Below are 20,905 nucleotides of genomic sequence, written 5' to 3'. Positions count from 1 at the left end.
GGCACGAACGATGCACGCGCCCTCACTTCCGGACCGAACGCTCGAGGCGTACGCCGACGTCGCGGGCCCCGACCGACTCGAACGGCTCCGCTCGCTCGCCGAGGCGCTTTCGGATCGCCGGATCCTCCACGTCAATTCGACCGCCACCGGCGGCGGCGTCGCCGAGTTGCTTCGGTCGATCGTACCGGTGTGTAACGACCTCGGTATCGACACCGACTGGCTCGTGATGGACGCCACCGACGACTTCTTCGCGGTGACCAAGGCGATCCACAACGGGCTCCAGGGGGACGGGCCGCCGTTGACCGAGGGGATGAAAGCGACCTACCGGTCGGTGACCGAACGAAACGCGGCCGAACTCGAGGGCGAGTACGATCTCGTCGTGATTCACGATCCACAGCCTCTGGGGATGCTCGATCGCCTCGCGGAGGCGATGCCGGACGCGGCGATCGTCTGGCGCTGTCACGTCGACCTCACCGATCCCCTCGAGGAGTACCGCGCGTTCGTCGCCGAGTACGCGTCTCGGGTCGACCACGCGATCTTTAGTCGGACGGCCTACGCTGGGGACGTCGGGGCGCTGACGACGAGCGTCGTGTACCCCTCGATCGATCCGGTCGCGGAGAAGAACCGATCGCTCGACGAGACGGCGGAGGCGGCCGAACGCGACCGACTGGATCCCCTGTCGTTCGACCGGCCCCTGGTCGCGCAGATCTCCCGGTTCGATCCCTGGAAGGACCAGTTCGGTACGCTGGAGGCGTACCGTCGGGCCAGCGATACCGTTCCGGACCTGCAACTGGCGCTGGTCGGCGCGATGGCTGGCGACGATCCGGAGGGGATGGCGGTGTACGAACGCGTCGCCGAAGAAGCGGTCGACGATCAGAACGTCCACGTGCTGACCGACCTGCCGGACGCGACGGTGAACGTCCTGCAGCGTCGGTCGGACGTCGTCGTCCAGAAGTCGCTGCGCGAGGGATTCGGACTGGTCGTCTCGGAAGCCCTCTGGAAGCGTACGCCCGTCGTCGGCTCGAACGTCGGCGGCATTCCGCTGCAGATCGTCGACGGAGAAAACGGGTATCTCGTCGACCCGAACGACGCGTCGAGCGCGGGCGATCGCATCGTCTCCCTCCTCGAGAACGAGCGTCGCCGGACGAGATTTGGAGCGAACGGGCGGGAGTCCGTTCGCGAACGCTTCCTGCTTCCGCGACAGCTCGCGGATCTGCTCGAAGTCCTCGTCGGGACGCTGGGCGTCGATTCGGACGGATGACGACCGATTGCGACGGCGCAGGCGACGAACACCGGCCCCGCACAATTATCCCCGCAGGTAGTGAAGGCCATACCGATGAACCGGCTCATCGAATCAATACTGATACCGACGGACGGCAGCGAGGGGGCCCTCGCGGGAGCGAGGTGCGGGATCGCGCTCGCATCTCGGACCGGGGCGGACGTCCACGTGCTCTCCGTAGTCGACGTCCGGATCGGGGCGACGGACGGAGCGTTCGAAGCGCTCGAGAAGGACGCGGAGGACGCGGTGAACCGGATCGAGACGCTGGCGCGAGGGTACGACGCGGCCCTCGAGGTCACGACGGCGGTCAGGCAGGGGACGCCGTTTCAGTCGATCCGCGAGTACGCCACCCGGCGCGAAATCGACGTCGTCGCGATGGGAACGAAGGGACGAACGGGGCTCGACGGGGTTCTCCTCGGGAGCGTCACCGAGAACGTCCTCCGGACGGCGCGAGCGCCCGTGCTGGCCGTTCCGCCGGCCGCCGCCGAGTCCGCGATCGACGACGTCGCGTTCGACCAGCTGCTCCTCCCGACGGACGGCAGCGACGGGGCCGCGATCGCAACCGGGTGGGGGATCGCGCTGGCGAACCGGCTGGGATCGATGGTTCACGCGATCTACTCCGTCGACACGAGCCGGTTTTTCGGGTCACAGGAGCCGGGCGACCTCCTCGAGGCGCTCGAGCGCCGCGGCGAGGAGGCGGTCGAAACGGTCCGGGAGCGGGCCGTGGCTGCCGGCGTCAGCGTCTCCGGAACGATCGCGACCGGACCGCCGACGGACGCGGTCCTCACGTACGCGGCCGACCGCGACGTCGATCTGATCGTGATGGGGACCCACGGCCGAACCGGAATCGGACAGTGGTTTCTCGGGAGCGTCACGGAAAACGTCGTCCGGGAGGCCGACGTGCCGGTGTTTTGCGTCCCGGTCAGCGCCGAGTCGCCGTGACGTCGCGCCTCGAGATCGGGACCGAAGCCGGGGCTGAGGATCACTCCGATGCCCCGTCCGGAGTCGGAATCCGGGTGTACGCGCCGATCATCGCGTCGCGAAGCGCGATTTCGCCGAGCGTCGCGCCTTCGTCGACGATCGATCCGCGAACGGTCGTCGCTTCGAGGGTGACGCCCGGGAAGATTACCGCCCGATCGACGGTCGCGTCGACGAGGGTCGCGTCTGCCATGACGTGAACGCCCGCGCCAACCGTCGCGTTCTCGAGCGACGCCGCGTCGGCGACTCGCGACTCGCCGTCCAGGTGCCAGGCGACGGCGTCGAGGTAACTCTCCCGGGTACCGATATCGAACCAGGCACCCTCGAACGTGTACGCGTACGTCGGTTCGCGGCTTCGGAGCCACCGGACGAACCAGCCGGGTTCGTCCGGATCGTTCCCCGCCTCGAGATACTGCGAGAGCAGGGACAGCGTCTCGCGAGGGAACGCGTAGCACCCGACCGACACGCACGTCCCCCGCGGGTCGTCGGGCTTCTCCCGAAAGTCGACCACGCGATCGTCCTCGAGGTCGACGACGCCGTACCCGGCAGCCCGCTCCGGCGAGCCGACGTCGACGGCGGCGATCGTCGGCGCCTCCGTCCGATCGTAGTACGCGAGGAAGTCCCCGATCGCGAACTCGAAGAGGTTGTCTCCGGCGATCACCAGCAGGTCGTCGTCGATTCCCTCGCGCTCGAGAAGTTCCGCGAGTCCGCTGACGACGCCGAATTTCTCCGCTTCCCCGCGCGTTTCCTCGACCGATAGTTGCGGTTTGTCGTACGAACGCTTCGCCAGGTGTGCCCCGAAGTCGTCGGCGAAGCGTTCGTTCGTGCTGACGTACACCGTCTCGATGCGGTCCTCGGCCTCGAGTTCGTCGTAGATGCGGTCGACGACGGCCGTCTCCCCGAGCGGGAGAAGCATCTTCGGTCGATGTCTCGTGATCGGCCACAGCCGGGTCGCGTATCCGCCGGCCAGGACGACGGCGTCCACGGTTCAGATCACCGCGAACGGAACGTCCGTCGTAGTCGTCGCGACGGCTGTGCGACCCGGCGGTACGCTCGAGACCCCCGAGAACTGCGTGCGTCTCGCGGTCGAATTGCTGGCCATTCTCGCAGTACTCCGGGCGGTTCCCGCCGACGGCTTCCACGGCTCCGGTAGTAAACCTTTCACCGGTATCGATGGCCGCGGTTTTCGTCGCCCGGTCGACGTTCGAACGCCGGACTACCGGTGCGGCCACGACTGAATCTCCTCGTAGTCGCCCGGAACGACGGGGCCGTCGAGAAGCGGGTCGTCGGTCGCGACCATCCACTCGTGGAGCCGCTCCGAGAGGTCGAGGCGCACGTCCCGATAGCGGGGTTCGTAGACGACGTTGTCGTCTTCCTGTGGTGCATCCCGAAGGTCGTACAGCTCCTCGTACTGGCGCGCCGGAGTCGCGACCGCTTCGCGGACTTCGCGGCCGGATTCGCTCGCGAACACGTCCGCCGGGAGGTAGACGGTCGGGAGCGGCCAGAAGCGCCGGACGTACTTGTAGCGCCCCGTCCGAATCGCACGGATCGGATTGTACGTGTCGTGCCAGGTCATCTCGGCGAAGATCCGGTCCCGTTCGTCGTAGGTTCCGTACTCGTCGGCGACGAGCGCGGCGAAGCTCCGCCCGGCGAGCCCGTCGGGAACGTCGACCCCCGCCAGTTCGAGGATCGTCGGCAGGACGTCGACGTTGCTCACGAGTTCGTCGTAGCGCTCGCCCCCGTCGACGACGCCGGGATAGCGCATCACGAGCGCCGCCTCGATTCCGGCGTCGTAGCAGGTGCCTTTCGCCCGGGGAAAGGCGATGCCGTGTTCGGTCGTGACGATCACGAGCGTCTCGTCCTCGATGCCCGCCGAAACGAGCGCCTCGAGAATCGTCCCGATAGCCTCGTCGATCGCGACGATCATGCCGCGCATCTCCCCGAGGTCGTGGCGGATTCCCCGTCTGTCCGGAAGGTACGGCAGCGGCCGCACGTCGTCCGGATCGTCGGCGTCGTAGTAGCCCGCGTCGAATCCGAATCGGCCGTTCTCCTCCTCGACGCGGTGGCACTCGAAGAACCCGATCGACGCGAAGAAGGGGTCGGTGTAGGCGTCCGCGTCCAGGTACGACGCGACGACCGACGCGACGTTTCGCGCCCTGTTGGCCTGGTGGACCGCCGGCGAGACGCCCGGGTAGAGGTTCCCCTCGGAGTGGACGTGATCGTACTCGAGGCGGTCCGTGTCCTGCGTAATGTGCTGGAGCCCGAACAGGTGGGTTTCGTAGCCGGCGTCGCCGAGGTAGTGGGGGAGGATGCGCTCGTCGTCGTGGAGCTCCCAGTTGCCGTGTGCGAGCCCCATGAGCCCGTTGACGTGTGGCATGCGACCGGTCATGAGACTGCCACGACTCGGCGAGCACTGGGGCGCGGACGCGAAGTGCCGGTCGAACACCGCGCCGTCAGCGGCGAGCGCGTCGATATTCGGGGTTCCGACGTCGACGCCGTAACAGCCGAGATAGCGGCCGGTGTCGTGGCCGTGGATCAGGAGGACGTTCGGTCGTGCGTCGGCCATGCCCCCCTTCTACGACGGCGTGTCAGATAATAATTGACTGCCTGAGTGGCGATCGATTCGGGTGTGAATTTGTCATTCAATCGGGGTATTCGGTCGCGACGGCGCTGTGTAGCGGTCGTTCGTCTCGACGGGCGTCAGGATACCGGACTTTCGGCACTGTCGCCCCCGTCGGCCCCCAGCGGACGCGAGAGTCGGGGCTAGATCGACTCGAGTCTACGAACTCCGATCGACTCGCTCGAAAGCGCCCCTCGGCGGATCGTCGGCTCGGCACCGTTCCCTGCGCTGATGGGACGATACGCCGATCAGACGCCGCGATACCGCTCGGGGACGTACGGATGTAGCCCAGCAGGGACCGCCCGGGCGAGTCGCTCGGCGACGGTCGCCAGCGGTTTCCGCAACAGGACGTAGACGGCCGACACCGCGAGGAGCGCGAGCGCAGCCCCGGCAACCGGCCCGTCGGCCACGACGACGAGCGGCGCCGCCGCGCCCGCGGCGAGCGCGAGGTCTTCCGGCGCCCCATCGTATCGCACCCAGCGGCGCGGACGGATCCAGCGGTCGTGGTAGTGGCTGTAGACCGCCCGCTCGGAGTCCGCGAGCCACGGGCGCAACTCGAGGCCGCCACCGGCGGCGTCGGTCGCGGCGTGTGCCGCCGCTGCAGTCAGACCGACGGCGAGCGCGACGGTAGCCGTCGACGGAACGAGGACCGCCAGTCCAGCAGCCAGCCCCGCTGTAAGCGCCGCGTAGACGGGATAGTGGAGCGTCTTTCGGTGTCCGGCGTAGAGATCGAGGTCGGGGGCGAGTCCGCCGGCGAGCCCGGCGACGAACGCGGCCGGGGCGAGCTCCGGGGCGATCGCGAGGACGGGGAGTGCGAGTGCCATCCCCAAGAGCGCGTGAGTCGTCGCCATCATCGTGACCCGTCTTAGCGGTTAGAGCTGTAAATGGGTTTCTTGCGGACGGTGTGTCGTTCCGTCGCGCGCGACTGTCGACCGTCGCCGACGAAACGGCGCGCTCGAGTGGGCGACGGAGCGTGACTCGAGTTCCCGAGTGACCGTTCCCGTCGGGACCCCCGATGCTCACGCCTCGGCGGCGAGATCGCCGAGAACGCGGTCGCCGAGTGCGAGAACGAGTATCGCACCCACGAGATCGAACCCGAGGTCGAGAACGGTGTCCCGTTTCCCGTACGAGACGAGTACCGGTTCGATACCGAAACGTTTCCCCGCAGCGTGTACGCCGTACTCGACGATCTCCCAGGCGAGTCCGAGACAGACGACTGCGGCGACGACGCGGGGCCGAGGGTCGCGGCCCCGATGCCGGCTGATCGCGAAGACGGCACCGCCCAGGATCGACGACGAGTGCATATGTGTGAGGTGATCCCACCACCAGACGTCGTCGTACGGACCGAGCATTCCGATCGCGTGGGTGATCATCGCGGTCTGTACGTACACGCGCTGCCAGGGTCGAAACTCGATACCGTACGCCCGCTCGGCGAGGGCGGGAAGGTGCGTTCCCACCGCCGCGACGGCGGCGTTTACGACCGCACCCGGGTCGCGCCGACGGACTCCGACCACGAATACCGCGACCAGTGCGCATCTGATCCTGCGTTCCGCCCCGCGTACGATCGACGTTTTCATGGTGCCAGTTCGTAGTGGCCAGGCGGAAACCATAGGGATACCGGCCTCGGCTCGAGCGGCGGTCTAGTAACGCGTCGCCGAGCAAGTACGCGATCGATCATCGAACCACGGTCCGGGTACGCCGGACCCGAACTGCGCGTCACCGGCGTTTCGGCCGACGCACAGCGTTAACTCGCTGGCGGTGGGAGCACCCGCACCATGACGGACGATCAGGCCCAGTTACAGTCCGATATCCGAGCGCTCGAGGGGCTGCCGGTGTTCGTCGCGTACAACGCGAACGTCGACGCGATCGTCCGGGTCGGCGAGGGCCTCGAGTCGTCCCTCGAGCGGCCGTCCGACCCCGGCGACCGTCACCCGCCGAGTCCGCTGGCGTCGAAACGCGACCTCGCGACGGCGATCACGCACGCGATGGCGGCGGGCCGTGGCGACGAGGTCGCGATGACCGACGAGTTCGCGGCCGCGCTCGAGGCGGAGCTGGAGCCCGACACCCAGCAGATGGGCGGCCAGACGGGAATCATGACGAACCTCGCCGCTTCGCTGGGTGCGTCGCCGGTCGTGTACACGTATCTGCTCTCGGACCGACAGCTCTCGATGTTCGACCACCCGGACGCGGTAGAGTTTCCCCTGGTCGAGGACGGTGAGGTGAAGTTCGCTCCGCTGTACGAATCCGTCGACGCGGACCGGACGAAGATCAACTGGGTGTTCGAGTTCAGGGTCGGCGACGAACTCTTCGACGTCCGGGCGTTCGAAGACGCCCGGTTCATCGCGGCTTCGCGACCGCCGGAGTTCGATCTCGTGGCCGGCGACCTCGACGCGCACGTCGATCAGATCGGCGAGGTCGTCGACGGCGCGCTGCTGGCCGGCTATCACAATCTCACGCCCGACCACGTCGAGGAGGGCTACGAGGAGGCTCACCGTCACGCTCGAGCGGTCATCCGTCGACTCCGATCCGGGAGGCTGCCGATCCACATCGAGTACGCCGTGACCCACGACGACGACCTCCGGGAGAGCATCTACAGGTGGATCCTGCCCGAGGCGACCGTCGTCGGCACGGATCCGTACGAACTCGCCCTCCTCTACGAGGACGCCGAACTCGGCGCGGTCGACGCGGCACCGACGGAAGAGACGCCGTTCGAACCCGACGAGATCCTCACCCACTATCGTATGCTCGACGCGCTCCGAGACGAACTCGGCGTCGAGTGTCTCCGGCTTCACGCGATGGAGTACCACCTCTCCGTAACGGACTCGTACCTCCCCTCGAAGGCGGTCGAACGCGGCCTCGAGTTCGCCGCCGTCAACGCCGCGACGAAGGCCGCACTGGGCGGGATCACGTCTCCCGACGACCTCGAGACGGGACTGGAGTACGAGCCGTCGGCGAACGGTACCGACGCGGTCGCGCTTCTCGCAGACCACCTCGAGGAGACGGCCGAGAACGGCGTCCTTTGCACCCCGACGGTTGTCGCCTGTCCCAACCGCGTCGTCGACGATCCCGCGGGGACGGTTGGGATCGGCGACATCGTTTCCGCGTCGAGTTTCCTCCTCGAGCTCGCCGTCGCCGACGGTTGCGACGGACGGGATCGGTAACCGTCCGTTCGGGAGCGTCTATCGCCGCCGCGACCGGTCCGGGTCACCTACGAGTCGGGAAGCGGTCGACTCCCGGTGCAAGACGTCGGTACGGGCGGCTGTTTCGATCAGCCGCTCGCGTCGGATCGAGCGATACCGGGACGGGTCCACCGCCGCGTCGGGAGAGCGTTCACAACGGTTATGATTCGAGCGGGCGTATACCGCACCGATTCACGACGGAGCGCTCGAGACGTTTTTTTCTCTCTCGGCTCCGAATCGGAGAATCACGAGGAACGCAGATGGCCACAGAGGGTACCGTTCGACGCGGCGGGGTACAGCCAGTAGAACTCTATCGGTTCGAGGGAACGGACGTCTGGCAGGAGGGCGACGAAAACGCGCGGATCCGCGGATACTTCCCGCTGTCGCCGGGCACGCCGAACGCCGGCGAGGTCGCGGGCGAGGAGGTGACGATCGTCTGTCTCGAGATCGAACCCGGAAACTACCTGCCGACCCACCGCGACAGCAACGAGGAACTGCTCGTCGTCGTCGACGGAACGGTCGAGGCGTCGGTCGGCGAGGAGAGGGTCGAGCTCTCGAGCGGGCAGTGCGCGATCGTTCCCGAGATGGAACCACACGGAATTCGAAACGTCGGCGACGCGACCGCTCGAGTTATCGGGTTCTTTCCGAACGACGAACTCACCGCGACGTTCGACGAGACCCTGATGCCGTTCGACAGCACCGTCGTCACTATCGGCGGACGGGACGAGTAGACGCCGAGTCGCAGCGAGCACCGACCGCCACTTTTTTCACCGCTACACCCGCCTCGATCCGTGATCCGACAGCGCGCCGCTCACGGACCGGTTCGCTCTCGGATCGGCTCGGAGTGATCCCGGTACGTCGCGAAGACGCGCTCGGCCCAGCCGCGAGCGATGGCCGAGTCGGAGTCGACGAACACGCGCATCATCCCGGTTCGTTCGTCGTAGCCGGCGACGCCGACCCGATCGTCGAAGACGGCGAGGCCGTACGGAAGCGCCTCGCGCGTCCGAAGCGTCAGGTGTCCCGCGTCGATGGCCTCGTGAAGCTGATCGGGATAGCGCTCGAAGAGTACGTCGACGACCTCGGGGAGGTAGATGAGTTCTACGTCGCGACCGTCGAACAGCCGCTCCGACGGCTCCGCGAGTCCCGGTGGGAGCATGGGGGCCGTGTTGAATCCGCGAAACGTCTCACTCCCGCGCAGTAGCTGCACGAATCGGAACGTCGGTGCGTAGGGGTCGTCGGGCGTCGCCGTCGTCACCGTCCCGTCCGCAAACGGTGCGACGACGAACTCCCGGTGTCTCTCACAGATCGACTCGAGCAACGGAGCGAGCACCGTCGCAGCCCGCAGGTCCCGCTCGAGACGGACGACCGCGTCGGCGTAGGCCTGCCCCTTTCCAGTCAGTGTGAACCGGTTGTCGACCCGTTCGGCCAGATCGTGGTCCTCGAGCCAGCGAGTGAACCGGTGGCTCGTCGCTCGGGAGACGTCGAGTTGTGCCTCGAGGTCGTTCCGGTCGAGCGGTTCGGCTACCAGCACCTCGAGGAGGTCGCGGTGACGGACGACGTCGAGGAGCTCGTCGGTCGCCATTCGATCGCCGAGTTCGTGCGCCGATACCGTACTCGACTCCAGCTCGCGGCTGGTTTCTAGAATTTCGTCTAAGACTGTGTTTCCCATCTCGATCACGTCGATCCCGCTGATCAGGAAAGCTACGCGTCTCACGCGCATAGATCTATCTCAGGTGCTGAGACGGCTTCTGTCGGGCGATACTGAACTTCGGGGGTGCGGGAGCGATCGATAACTGACTACACGAGGGCCGAGCGCGTCCATACGGCCATGGAACGGAGAACCGAGTCCGACAGGCGAACGGGATCGACGAGCGAACGGAACGAAGCCGTCCCGTGGCGATCCCGGACGGTACAGATCGTGTTGACGAGTACGGCGCTGGCGCCGCTCGGCGTGCCGCTGATCAGTCCCGCTCTGCCGGTGTTCAGGGACGCGTTCGGGATCACCGACGCGCAGGCGAGTCTCCTGGTAAGCACCTACTTCCTCGTGGGAATCGTTCTCTCACCGTTCATCGGCATCCTCGCCGATCGCGTCGGTCGGAAGCGAGTGCTCGTCGGCGGGCTGATCGCGTTCGGCGTCCTCGGCGGAGCGATGGCGGTCGCGCCGACGTTCGAGGCCCTGCTCGCGCTCCGGGTCGCGCAGGGAACCGCCGCCGCTGCGATCTTCATCACCACGGTCACGCTCGTCGGCGACGCGTTCGACGGCGTGCAGCGAAACGCGGTGCTGGGTGCGAACGTCGCGGTCCTCTCCGCGACCGCCGCTCTGTTTCCCGTCGTGGGCGGGGCGCTCGCCGGTATCGCGTGGAACGCGCCGTTTCTCGCGTACCTGGCAGCGCTCCCGATCGCCGCGTTCGCACAGGTTGCGCTCGAGGAACCGGAACGCACCGACGACAAGGGCGGAATCGCGTACCTCGCCGACGCCGCCCGAACGGTCCTCACGCCGGCGCTCGCGGCGCTGTTCGGCGTCGCGTTCCTCACCGAATTCCTGCTGTTCGGGGTGGTGTTCACGGCGATGCCGTTCGTCCTCGCGACGACGCTTGCCCCCGTACTGATCGGTGCCGTCATCCTGGTCTCGGAGACGGCCTCGATGGTGGTCGCACTCTCGAGCGGCCGGCTGGCACGATACCTCTCGAACGAGTGGCTGATCGCGGCCGGGTTCGCCTGCTACGCCGTCGGGTTCGCGGCCGCGTGGGCCGCGGCCGGCCTGGTCGGGACGATCGTCGCAGTCCTGGTCGTCGGCGCCGGCGTCGGACTGCTGATGCCGGTCGTCGACGCGGCCGTGAGCGACAGGGTTACCACGGAGTACCTCGCCGGCGCGATGAGCCTGCGCAACAGCACCACGTTCCTCGGTCGCACCGCCGGACCGGTCGCGTTCGCCGGGCTGGCGATCACCGCGGGTGTCGGGTACGACCCCCTCCTGCTCGCATCGAGTATCGTCGCCGTCGCCGCGACGGGCGTCGCCGTCGTCGCGGGGCCCGTTCGCCTGGCTCGAGTCGGTGCTCGCAGCACGTCGGCGTAACGCGACGGTGCCGGGTCGAAGCCCGCTCACGGAGCGTCTGTGCGCTCGTTCGCGGGGAAGCGCAATCGGTACCGGACGACTGGTGAACCGAACGCCGAGCCCGCCGGGAGAGGCGATGAGGCGATTTGCGACGGTGCGTTCGAAGAACTGCTCGCGCCGTTCGTCGCCCCCGTCGAACGGACGGCCGCGGCGGGGTCTCCCGCCGACGTTCGGACACACACGGAACGACCGCCGGACGATCGAGGTACCGGCGTGTTCCGACCGAACGTATCGCTCCGCCAGCCGATCGGCCGCCGAGCGCGGGAGAGCGGAATCGGCTCCCTCACGCCGCCGGTTCGACGTTCTGGTTCATCCGGAACAGGTTCGTCGGATCGTATCTCGTTTTCACCTCGACCAGCCGATCGTGGTTCTCACCGTAGGCGAGGGATTCCTCCCCCTCGAGTTCGCTGATGAAGTTTACGTAGACGCCGCCCGTCGCGTGCGTCCGCATGTCCTCGTAGAACTCCCTGGTCCAGGCGATACATCGATCGTCCATGGCGGGATCCTCCCAGCGCGTGTGGACGTTCATCGCGTACGCTGCGTCGCGGTGCGGGTACGCCGTCGCGTCCGTCGGCACGCGAGCCATCGCACCGCCGACCTGTCCGAAGAAGATTTCGGACAGGGGCGACGGAAGTTTCTCGGCGTATTCGATCGCGGTGTCGATAGCGTCGTCGGAGAGTTCGTCGAAGTTGTGTGACTTCCAGTAGTTTCGGGCACCTTCGGCTAACAGTGGATCGAACGCCTGCTGGAACTCCGCGTACCGGTGCGGTCCGACCGCGTCGGCGATGGGATCGCCGAACTCTCGAATCGGCGCCAGCACCTCCTCGCCTTTCTCGAGGGAGCCGGCGTAGAACGCGACGACGATGACGACGCCGACGCCGTGAACGCTCTCGGGAAGGAACGGTAGCGGCGGCGCGGCACGAAGAATCGTCCAGACGGCGGACTCGTCGGGAGCGTCTTCGTTGAAGTCCCGAACGTGTCTGAGGACCGCGGGGGCGTCCTCGCCGGAGTAGACGATCGGTCCGGACAGTACTTCGGGGCCGACCTCGTGGAGGTCGAACTCGAAGGAAGTGACGACGCCGAAGTTGCCGCTGCCGCCGCGGACGCCCCAGAAGAGATCCGCGTTCTCCCCTTCGCTTGCGTGTCGCAACTCGCCGTCTGCGGTGACGACGTCGACCGACCGGAGGTTGTCCACGGTCATGCCGTATTTTCGGGTGAGCCAACCGAAGCCGCCGCCGAGCGTGAGGCCCGCGACGCCGGTCGTCGAGTTGATTCCGAGCGGCGTCGCGAGCCCGAACTCCTGCGTTTCGTGGTCGACGTCGGCGAGCGTTGCTCCCGGTTCGACCTGCGCCGTTTTGCCGGCCGGATCGACCCGTACCGATCGCATCCGCGAGAGATCGAGCTCGAGGCCGTCGTCACAGACCGCGTTCCCCGCGATGTTGTGTCCGGCGCCGCGAACCGAGAGCAGTAGCTCGTATTCACGAGCGAAAGACACTGCGGCGATCGCGTCCGAAACGCCTCTCGCCTGCACGATCATCGCCGGATGGCGATCGATCATCCCGTTCCAGACGGAGCGCGCTTCGTCGTACCCCGAGTCGCCGGGGCGGAGTAACTCGCCCCGGAGCTGTTCTTCCAGTACGTCTGCCTCGTCGTCTGTGGGCGTGGTTGTTACTGCCATGCAGTCTCTACCGAAGGGACGACGCCAACAGAGATATAGGTTTATTATTAATAATTATAAATACCAGTGCGCGAGACGCGCTCGAGAACTGGCGTTTCGATTTCCGTACCGAACGTCCCGGTTGGGATAATTGTCCGCCCCGTAAACCCAGCAGTCCCTTTGCCGGATCGCAATACGACCCGTTTTACAGGTGGTATTTTGAGGAGCGCATCTTTTGCAGTGCGTCGATGGCGGGATGGTTGTGGCGGTATCGGGATCAAACGGGACAACAGACCATGAGTTGGTCAAAACACACTGTACGGAAGGAGGTAGAGGACGACCGTCAGAAACGGGAACAGGGCGAGCANATCGGGATCAAACGGGACAACAGACCATGAGTTGGTCAAAACACACTGTACGGAAGGAGGTAGAGGACGACCGTCAGAAACGGGAACAGGGCGAGCAACATCACGGCTGCGTACCCAAACATCTCGCGGGCCCTGATACGCGTAATTGCCAAAAGCGGAATAGCCCAGAACGGGTTCAGCAAGTTCGTGTGTGCTTCGCCAACGGCGAAGGCCATCGTCGCATGGCCGAACTCGATGCCGAGCTGGTCGGCGGCTTCGAGAATCGACGGACCCATGACGATCCACTGCCCGCCACCGGATGGAACGAACAGGTTGAGGATCGCTGCCGCCAGCCACGTAAAGATCGGAAACGTCTGGACGGACGAGAGCCCGATAATGAGTTCGGCGATTGCGCTCGCGAGGCCCGAATCGGCCATCATCCCCTGAATACCGGCGAAAAAGGGAAACAGTAGGATAATTCCAGCAGCTGCCGATGCCGCCTCACCGAACTTCTCTCGGTACGTGGATGGATTCGTCCAGACCAGTATCCCGGCCATCAGGAACGCGAAGTTGATCGTATTGAGATCCCATACTTCGATTCCTTCGGTAAGGAGTATCCAGAAGATATACGTGACGCCGGTACCCGCAAGGAGTCCGCCGAGAACGCGACTATTGTTGATACGCTCTGCCGGAACCATCTTGCCGGCCTCGGGCTCGTTCGCTTCTAGGGTCTCCTCACCGCCGTCAGTACCTGTTTCGTATAGTTCGTTTGCAGGGATATACTCGGTGATACCCCGCGCCCTCTCGCCTGACGGAGTAATGAGGTACAACACGGTAATTGCGAAGAGGATAGAAAGGAACGTTAGCGAGATCGTGTACGGGTGGAGGATGGTTTCAGTTACTGGGACCGGCTCGGGAACTACTGCGAAGGCCGTCCCTTCACCGACTTCCGTCTCATCGGTAAGCAACAGCGGCGCGGATCCGGACCATCCCCAGTGCCAGGTCAGACCCAGCCCCATGTACCCTGCGACACATAGCAGTGGATAATGTACGTCGATCCCCCGTTCGTGTGCGACTCTTCCCATCTCTCGAGCGAAGATTGCACCCAGAATGAGACTGAATCCCCAGTGAATCCAGGCGACGACCATCGAGAACCCGGCGACGAGAACGACCGCTTGAGGAGGGGTTTTGGGAAGCCTGGCGAGTCGGACGAGAAGTTTGTTGGCTGCGGGATGATACGCAAGCACGAACCCCGTCATCAGTATCACGACCATCTGCATCGAGAACCCGAGGAACCCCCAGAATCCGTTGAACCAGAACTCGATCATCTCTACCGGTCCGACGGTCCCATTACCGACAGACGGTTCGATCGTTCCTGTTTGGTTTAGTATAAGACCGGTCCCGAAAACGAGGTACGTGAGAAGAATTGCAAACAGAAACGGACTGGGCATCCATCGTTCGACGATACCCGAGAGTCTGTATCCGAACCGTTCGATAATCGAATCCTCCGCGCCACTTTGGGACATACAAGCTATGTGTTCGCGACTATCAAAATAAATTATACGGTTTAAATAATACATAGAATGACCGGCACCGTCTAGTCGGGTCAGTTCGAAAAGTGAGCGGGTCGTTGAGTTGGTTTAGGCTACTCTCTCAGACCGGTTCACCGAGAGCTACGAGGCGGATTTAAAGGTATCTTGGGAGAACGAGCGGACGGCGACGTCCGCCGGACGTTCGCCGTCCGCTTCATCAGATCGGGCATTCGCTTCGAGAGCCAACGACGATTCTGGTCGTTGAATCAGGTGTTGAACGCTCTCGCGGGGCGTCCGAAACCGGGCACATCGGCTGGCTGACAGCGGATACGACCCGCCGACGTCCACGAGAGCAACGCTCTCGTGCGGTCCATCAGAACGCTTCGCGTTCCGAGGACGGCGTCGCCGTCGCAGGTCGCTGTCGCAGGTCGCTGTCGACGAACCCGCTGTCGAGATCACCGGCCAGCGGTCTCGATTGTATACTGCGATCCGACGTTCGATTCCCAGCGTCAAGTGTGTTGCCGTGATCTCGAAACGACCCCGGAGGTAGTCGCTAGATCGTTACGAGGGACCGAAACCGGTTGCCGTCCGCGTCGCCCTCCAGACTCAATAGCTTGGCTGTCGAACCGCACCCGATGGGAGCGAACGACAACTCGATCGTCACGGTCACCGTCGACGGCACCGAACTCGAAGGAGAGTTGCTCGTCCCGGACGACGCAACCGGTCTCGTCCTGTTCGCGCACGGGAGCGGCAGCAGCCGACACAGCCCGCGAAACAACTTCGTCGCCGAGCGCGTTCGTGCGCGCGGCGTCGGAACGCTGCTGTTCGACCTGCTCACCGAAGCCGAGGATCGAACGTACGAAACGCGGTTCGACATTCCACTGCTGACCGACCGGCTTGTCGGTGCGACACAGTGGGTTCGAAGCCGAGACGACACCGCCGACCTGAACGTCGGCTACTTCGGCTCGAGCACCGGATCCGCGGCCGCGCTTCGAGCTGCGGCACGACCCGAAACCGACGTCGCGGCCGTCGTCTCGCGTGGCGGCCGCGTCGATATGGCGGAGGACGTCCTCGATCGGGTGGCGGCTGCGACGCTGTTCATCGTCGGCGGGAACGACCATCCCGTCCTCGAGTGGAATGAGGAAGCATACGAACTGCTGGCGGGAGAGAAGTCGCTCGAGGTCATCGAGGGCGCGTCGCACCTCTTCGAGGAACCGGGCGCACTCGAGTCAGTGGCTGATCACGCCGGCGAGTGGTTTGCAGAGAAACTGCTGTAACAATCCGGGTTCATCAGCGGTCGAGGCGGATACCCCGACCCTTGCTCTCTGTCTCTTCCCCCTAAGTCGGAGCCTCCTCCAAAGCGGCGTTTCGGAGGCTTTCGAGACGGCCGAGAACGAGCTGAAACACACCAGGAAGGGATACGAAAGCGAACACTGGTTACGGGGAGGAGGACTCGAACTGACTGCCCTTGGAGTCGAATATCGGATTGTAACCGGGGTGGTGCTGCGGACTACCGGTGTTTCAATCTTCGGTCTCCGATGCATAACTCCCAGCTCCCAATGACTGGTGGCGCAACTTGTGGGTAAGAGACAGGCCTGAAGACGCGGGTGTGAGCTCTCAATCTGTAACATCGTTCAAATACTCCATCGCCTCCGTATCCGATACCTGTCCGAACGTACGGTAGAACTGGCCGACGGCGCCGAACCAGGCCGGGGTTTCGACGCAGACGACGGCGTCGGCCTCGTCGCGCAGGCGTTCGATCGCCTCCGGCGGCCCGACGGGGACGGCAAGCGTCACGTGCGCGGCACCGGCGTTGTGGACACGTCGGAGACACCCTCGAGTCGTCGCGCCGGTCGCAACACCGTCGTCGACGACGAGTACGCGCTTTCCCTCGAGATCGATCGCGTCTCGATCCGCCCGGTACTGGTCCGCTTTCGCTCTCGCAGCCATCGCTACTTCCTCTCGTTGTGTTTCGACGTACTCTCCGTCGACTGAAAGCTGACTAATCAGATCGTCGTTGAGCCAGACGGAACCGTCGCTCGCCACTGAACCGATCGCCAGCTCGGGATTCCCCGGTGCGCCGATCTTCTTCGCCACGACGACGTCGAGCGGAATGTCGAGTTCGTCCGCAACAATTCTTCCGAGCGGGAGTCCGCCTCGAGGAATGGCAAGAGCAACATCTGCGTCGGTATTTTGCTCGGACACCGCTGCCGCAAGTTGTTCTCCAGCGTCGGTTCGATCATCGAACATCAACGTTACCCCTGCGGTATGTCTTGACCCGATTGAGACCGATTCGGTCGGCCGTAGCCCTGCCTGCAGTTTGCGGTCGTCTCGAGCGCATAAAGTGTTGTGAAACCCTGTCTTGGCGCTTCATCGAACCACCACTCAACGCACTATCCGCATATACAAAATACGATTCCCAGCCCAGCCAAACACGCACTCAAGCAAATCGATCACTATCTCACGTCGTATACAACCCATTATACTGAAGACTGCTAACTTCGATAACGCCAAGCTATTCATTATCGGAGGGAGTGAAGAGTACGTTGTTGTGTTTAGAGTATCTCGCCTTCTTGCGTCTCAACGAGGAGTACGTCTTCGGACGCGATACTGAGGAGTACTTCGGCTCTGGGTGGAACAGACTGCTCGTGGTTCAGGATCTTCAGCGGGAGACTGCGTCGCTCGAGGAACAAGCTGAGAGCGAAATCAAGATTCTACAGGCCGCTGAACTTGAGGAGCAGCTAGCACAGGTCCTCAAGCGAAGATTGAGACTCAATAGCTGCTCCGAGTGAAGAAGTGTTATGCACTACGTGTGAAATTAACCCTGTGGACTGAGCGCCATATTAAATATAGTATTCCATAAACCAAGTACAACCAACCGTCGAGTCGACTCTCGAAACTCCCCAGCCAGGTTTCACTATGAACTAGTCGACACGCCGTACACCTGCTCTCTCGCCTCATCGTAGAGTTCGTCAAGAGTCGAGATTAGCCCCTCGTTCTCGACCATCAGGTCAACGAACGCGCTCTGTAGCGCTGCAACGTACGCGCCAACGGAGTCCTCGTGAGCGTCGACATCAATATCGTACGTTGCCTCGATCATATTCCGCTCAGAGCGTCATAGAACACTCATTATGGTCGTGTGAGGTGAGTGATTGGTTGGTCAAATATGAAAAGAGTGTCAAAGTCTGGTACTACTCTCAACAGAGATCGCTATACGGCAGATGTATGAGCTCTTCTATGGTACCCCCGTCGCGAACCGCACCGGCTGCGACTACGTCCTCACGTCCGGTGTCAAGCGCTCGCCGATCGGGAAGGCGATCTTTGGGGACGACCTCCACCGGCTCATGCTCCGGCTCGACAGCTACGCCACGACCGACGTGCGGTAGGTCGCGGCGCTCGCGGCCGGCGCGCGAGTCGTGACGGCGCGGGCGGGGTCGCTTATCGACCTCGGCCGTTGCCGTTCCTGTTCGGACTCCCGCCCGACGGGATGAAATGGCCATCGTTGAGTTCGGCGATGACCCGCGTCTCGGTGCCATCGAGCTGGACTTTCAGGCTCGGGGCGAGGGTGCCGCCGAACAGCTCCTTTTGCTCTTCGTCAGGGAGGGCTCCGACCTCGTCAAGGCTGATCTCGCCCCGGGAGGTGTCGTCGAGGCCGCGGAAGTTCTCGAAGCTCTCGACGAGGACATCGTTACCCTGAGGCATCGCTAGCCAGGAGTAGCCCTGGAACGGCGCCGCCTCGGGGTTTGCGATGACCAGTCCGCTCCCGTTGAGCGGCTCGTAGTCACCGTACAGCGAGTCGGCAACGAACCCGTACAGTGCGTCGGGTCCCCAGAGACCGGGTGCGAACGTAAACTCGTGGCTCAGCACGAACAGATACCACTTCCCGTCCTGGAAGACGTAGTGAGGACGCTCGAGTTGCTGGTTGACCTCGATCGCCTCCAGGTTCGGCGGGAGCAGCTCCCAGTCGGTGAGCTCGTCGTTCGTCGCCTGCGCCACGCCGACGTTTCCATTGTAACTTTGTGGGTCATCCGGGTTCTCGCCGCCCGTGGGCGTGTTGCCCTCGAAGACGACCAGATCCTCACCCGTCTCGGGGTGCTCGAAGTACCACGGGTCGCGGAATGCGTAGACGATACCCTCGTCTCTGGACTGCTCTAAGGTCTGGTAGAGCTCGCCGTCGGCCTCGGCCATGATGACGTGCTCTTGATCGCCGACCAGATTGACGCTGCGGGGCCCGGTCTCGAGCGACGCGCCCTTGCCGAGCGCGAGTCGCTGGCGGAACTCTGGCTCCGGACTGGTCGCCGTATAGAAGTGGTAGATCTGGTCCTCCTCTTGGTCGTACATCGCGGACCCGGCCCACTGGTGGTGGCCGAGCGGGTTCTCGAAGGCCGTTCCGCCCTCGGTCCAGTCGTGGCCGTTTCGGGAGTAGAAGTACCGGATCGTCGCCTCGTTGTGTCGGGCGCCCGGCACGAGCTCTTTCGACGCCGTGAGCGAAAAGACGACCTGCCAGCCGTTGATCTTTGCGATTGAGCCATCACGGTATCGAAGCGGCCACGTGTCCCAGATCCAGTAGTCGTCTGAGATCACGTCGGAATTTTCGTCGATCACTGGCGCCGTCAGACCGTCGGTAAGTTCGATGCTGTTCGCGTGCTCGCGCGTCCACGCGCTCGCCTCGCCCGTCTCAACGGCAGCCCCGGTGCCGGTCCCGATCGATAGTCCAAGACTGGCTGCGCCGATCGCGCCGGTCGTTCTAAGGACGGTACGTCTGCCTAGCTCTCTCTGATCCTGATCTTCCATTTCACTTGGAATATTAACTCGGCATGTAATAAATATTTTCTAGATCAGATATACATGAGGAAGAAATATTATATAGCAAATATAAATCAATCATATTCAGTTGCCGGATTAATCGGACTACCAGCCGCTCCGGTTCCTGCTATAGTAACAACTGAAACGGTTTGCACACTGATCATCCAGCCCTGATCCGATCGGATGCGCACTGACTTTCAGTGGCTACTATAGAGTAACTGACGACTGACTGCCGACCGGGCTACAGATCGTCGATCCGGCTCACGATACAGAAACAGTGATGACATCGAGTGCTGCATACAAGCAATCTAATCCTTGGCTCGAGGATCTACTAGGTCTTGAAGAACAGTGAATTACCTCGGGGGGCCGTGGTGAATCGCCATACGGTGTTGGATTTGCCTAGCTCGCAGCACGCTTGATGTTGTAGACAGCACACATCAGAACGATTTCACGNGGCCGTGGTGAATCGCCATACGGTGTTGGATTTGCCTAGCTCGCAGCACGCTTGATGTTGTAGACAGCACACATCAGAACGATTTCACGGAATTCTCGATACCAGCTTCGCGCACGCACGGCGTCGCCGAGCGTGCGCTTGATCACCGAGAAGACGGTCTCAGATAACGCTCTCTGCCCGTAGAGAGTTCCATCGATCCGCGCGTTATGCGCGTGATCGATGGGGCGGAACTCTCGATGCTTGATTAGCGGTCTCACGTCTTCTTCCCTCAACTTATCGCGTAATTGCTGCCAATCGTAGCCTTTGTCAGCGGTGAGGCTGTGCAACTCGCCCGCGTTGCGGCGGGCGAGTTGCCAGCCGAGCTGGGTGTCATGCCGTTTCTCGGTCGTACAGTGAACGTCGAGGACAGCTTGTGACGCTGTGTCGACGAGAGCGGTTGTTTTGAGCGTCTGCACGCGGTAATTCGTCCGTCGGCAGTAGTGTTTGCTGGCGTTTTCGCGGTCGAAAAACGTCGCATCCATCGCAGCGTGACCAGATGGCTCGTGGAGCTGCGCCGACAGGCGCAGCACCACTCGCCAGACCGTCATCTTGATCCTGTCAAACGCCTTCACTAGCGTCGAGTGATCAGGGAGATCGGCCTTCTCAAGGCCGATCTCCGCCAGTATTTGTGGCATCTCGCTCAGGAGATCAAGCGCTTCGCGGTAAGATTTCTCCAAGTAAATCCGCAGACAATGCAGCGAAACGACGGCGTAGTCGGCGAACCCGCCGCCGCCCTGCGGGGCGGCGGATTCGCCTCGGCCACCAACAGCACTTTTAGCCAACGTCACGACCTTCCCAGTGAAGCGGGAAATTTTGGACATGAACCATCCGCAGTTTCCCGCTTCAACTCCCTAGTTCTGACGGATCAAGTCGACGCAGTCTGGCGATTCACCAGAGCC

19 protein-coding genes are annotated in these 20,905 nt (G+C 63.6%); 8 read left to right on the top strand and 11 right to left on the bottom strand.

The features are described from left to right. The first annotated feature begins 10 nt into the window (after window positions 1–10). Both C492_RS09315 and C492_RS09310 read left to right on the top strand, forming a co-directional pair. Window positions 11–1,261, top strand: a complete 1,251-nt coding sequence (locus tag C492_RS09315; protein ID WP_008422783.1) for a glycosyltransferase — start codon at window positions 11–13, stop codon at window positions 1,259–1,261. A gap of 75 nt (window positions 1,262–1,336) precedes the next feature. Further along, on the top strand, window positions 1,337–2,221 hold the full coding sequence (locus C492_RS09310; protein ID WP_008422781.1) for a universal stress protein: 885 nt from the start codon (window positions 1,337–1,339) through the stop codon (window positions 2,219–2,221). A gap of 40 nt (window positions 2,222–2,261) precedes the next feature. Here the strand turns inward: C492_RS09310 and C492_RS09305 are convergent, their stop codons facing one another. The 4 genes from C492_RS09305 to C492_RS09285 form a co-directional block, all read right to left on the bottom strand. Then, on the bottom strand, window positions 2,262–3,242 hold the full coding sequence (locus tag C492_RS09305; protein WP_049892925.1) for a nucleotidyltransferase family protein: 981 nt from the start codon (window positions 3,240–3,242) through the stop codon (window positions 2,262–2,264). Window positions 3,243–3,473: 231 nt separating this feature from the next. Continuing rightward, window positions 3,474–4,823 carry a sulfatase family protein gene (locus tag C492_RS09295; protein WP_008422775.1) on the bottom strand — a complete coding sequence of 450 codons (1,350 nt, stop codon included), beginning with the start codon at window positions 4,821–4,823 and terminating at the stop codon, window positions 3,474–3,476. Window positions 4,824–5,125: 302 nt separating this feature from the next. Then, a complete protein-coding gene (locus C492_RS09290) occupies window positions 5,126–5,731 on the bottom strand; it encodes a metal-dependent hydrolase (RefSeq protein WP_049892923.1) in 606 nt (201 codons plus the stop codon). A gap of 165 nt (window positions 5,732–5,896) precedes the next feature. Further along, window positions 5,897–6,454, bottom strand: a complete 558-nt coding sequence (locus C492_RS09285) for a hypothetical protein (protein ID WP_049892922.1) — start codon at window positions 6,452–6,454, stop codon at window positions 5,897–5,899. Window positions 6,455–6,652: 198 nt separating this feature from the next. On the opposite strand from C492_RS09285, the gene C492_RS09280 reads away from it, so the two are divergent. Then, complete coding sequence (locus C492_RS09280) at window positions 6,653–8,038, top strand: ADP-dependent glucokinase/phosphofructokinase (RefSeq protein WP_008422771.1); 1,386 nt, start codon at window positions 6,653–6,655, stop codon at window positions 8,036–8,038. A gap of 278 nt (window positions 8,039–8,316) precedes the next feature. Further along, the gene (locus C492_RS09275; RefSeq protein ID WP_008422769.1) at window positions 8,317–8,787 is read left to right on the top strand and encodes a cupin domain-containing protein; all 471 of its coding nucleotides are present in this window, start codon (window positions 8,317–8,319) and stop codon (window positions 8,785–8,787) included. Window positions 8,788–8,867: 80 nt separating this feature from the next. On the opposite strand, the gene C492_RS09270 is transcribed toward C492_RS09275, so the two are convergent. Next, complete coding sequence (locus C492_RS09270) at window positions 8,868–9,725, bottom strand: helix-turn-helix transcriptional regulator (RefSeq protein WP_083898818.1); 858 nt, start codon at window positions 9,723–9,725, stop codon at window positions 8,868–8,870. Window positions 9,726–9,884: 159 nt separating this feature from the next. On the opposite strand from C492_RS09270, the gene C492_RS09265 reads away from it, so the two are divergent. Beyond that, window positions 9,885–11,132, top strand: a complete 1,248-nt coding sequence (locus C492_RS09265) for an MFS transporter (protein WP_008422766.1) — start codon at window positions 9,885–9,887, stop codon at window positions 11,130–11,132. 322 nt (window positions 11,133–11,454) lie between these two features. Here the strand turns inward: C492_RS09265 and C492_RS09260 are convergent, their stop codons facing one another. Together C492_RS09260 and C492_RS09255 are read right to left on the bottom strand one after the other, a co-directional pair. Then, window positions 11,455–12,849, bottom strand: coding sequence for an FAD-binding oxidoreductase (locus C492_RS09260; RefSeq protein ID WP_008422764.1), 1,395 nt, complete (start codon window positions 12,847–12,849; stop codon window positions 11,455–11,457). 382 nt (window positions 12,850–13,231) lie between these two features. Continuing rightward, window positions 13,232–14,701: a short-chain fatty acid transporter gene (locus tag C492_RS09255; protein ID WP_008422762.1), complete on the bottom strand. Its 1,470-nt coding sequence runs from the start codon at window positions 14,699–14,701 to the stop codon at window positions 13,232–13,234. A gap of 641 nt (window positions 14,702–15,342) precedes the next feature. Here C492_RS09255 and C492_RS09250 point away from each other — a divergent pair. Next, a complete protein-coding gene (locus tag C492_RS09250; RefSeq protein WP_008422760.1) occupies window positions 15,343–15,984 on the top strand; it encodes a dienelactone hydrolase family protein in 642 nt (213 codons plus the stop codon). Window positions 15,985–16,324: 340 nt separating this feature from the next. Here C492_RS09250 and C492_RS09245 read toward each other — a convergent pair whose 3' ends face one another. Further along, on the bottom strand, window positions 16,325–16,957 hold the full coding sequence (locus C492_RS09245; RefSeq protein WP_049892920.1) for a phosphoribosyltransferase: 633 nt from the start codon (window positions 16,955–16,957) through the stop codon (window positions 16,325–16,327). 323 nt (window positions 16,958–17,280) lie between these two features. On the opposite strand from C492_RS09245, the gene C492_RS09240 reads away from it, so the two are divergent. Continuing rightward, complete coding sequence (locus C492_RS09240) at window positions 17,281–17,499, top strand: hypothetical protein (protein ID WP_152424871.1); 219 nt, start codon at window positions 17,281–17,283, stop codon at window positions 17,497–17,499. Window positions 17,500–17,624: 125 nt separating this feature from the next. On the opposite strand, the gene C492_RS09235 is transcribed toward C492_RS09240, so the two are convergent. Next, window positions 17,625–17,807 (bottom strand): hypothetical protein, encoded by a 183-nt coding sequence (locus C492_RS09235; RefSeq protein ID WP_008422753.1) that lies wholly within the window; start codon window positions 17,805–17,807, stop codon window positions 17,625–17,627. 121 nt (window positions 17,808–17,928) lie between these two features. On the opposite strand from C492_RS09235, the gene C492_RS24185 reads away from it, so the two are divergent. Continuing rightward, window positions 17,929–18,093 (top strand): hypothetical protein, encoded by a 165-nt coding sequence (locus tag C492_RS24185; RefSeq protein ID WP_160166979.1) that lies wholly within the window; start codon window positions 17,929–17,931, stop codon window positions 18,091–18,093. A gap of 52 nt (window positions 18,094–18,145) precedes the next feature. On the opposite strand, the gene C492_RS09230 is transcribed toward C492_RS24185, so the two are convergent. Together C492_RS09230 and C492_RS09225 are read right to left on the bottom strand one after the other, a co-directional pair. Continuing rightward, window positions 18,146–19,501: a glycoside hydrolase family 68 protein gene (locus C492_RS09230; protein WP_008422751.1), complete on the bottom strand. Its 1,356-nt coding sequence runs from the start codon at window positions 19,499–19,501 to the stop codon at window positions 18,146–18,148. A 501-nt stretch (window positions 19,502–20,002) separates the two neighbouring features. Next, a complete protein-coding gene (locus tag C492_RS09225) occupies window positions 20,003–20,827 on the bottom strand; it encodes an IS5 family transposase (protein ID WP_008422749.1) in 825 nt (274 codons plus the stop codon). Window positions 20,828–20,905: the final 78 nt, after the last annotated feature.

Source organism: Natronococcus jeotgali DSM 18795 (assembly GCF_000337695.1).
GTDB lineage: Archaea > Halobacteriota > Halobacteria > Halobacteriales > Natrialbaceae > Natronococcus > Natronococcus jeotgali.
This window is presented reverse-complemented; position numbering and strand designations above follow the sequence as displayed.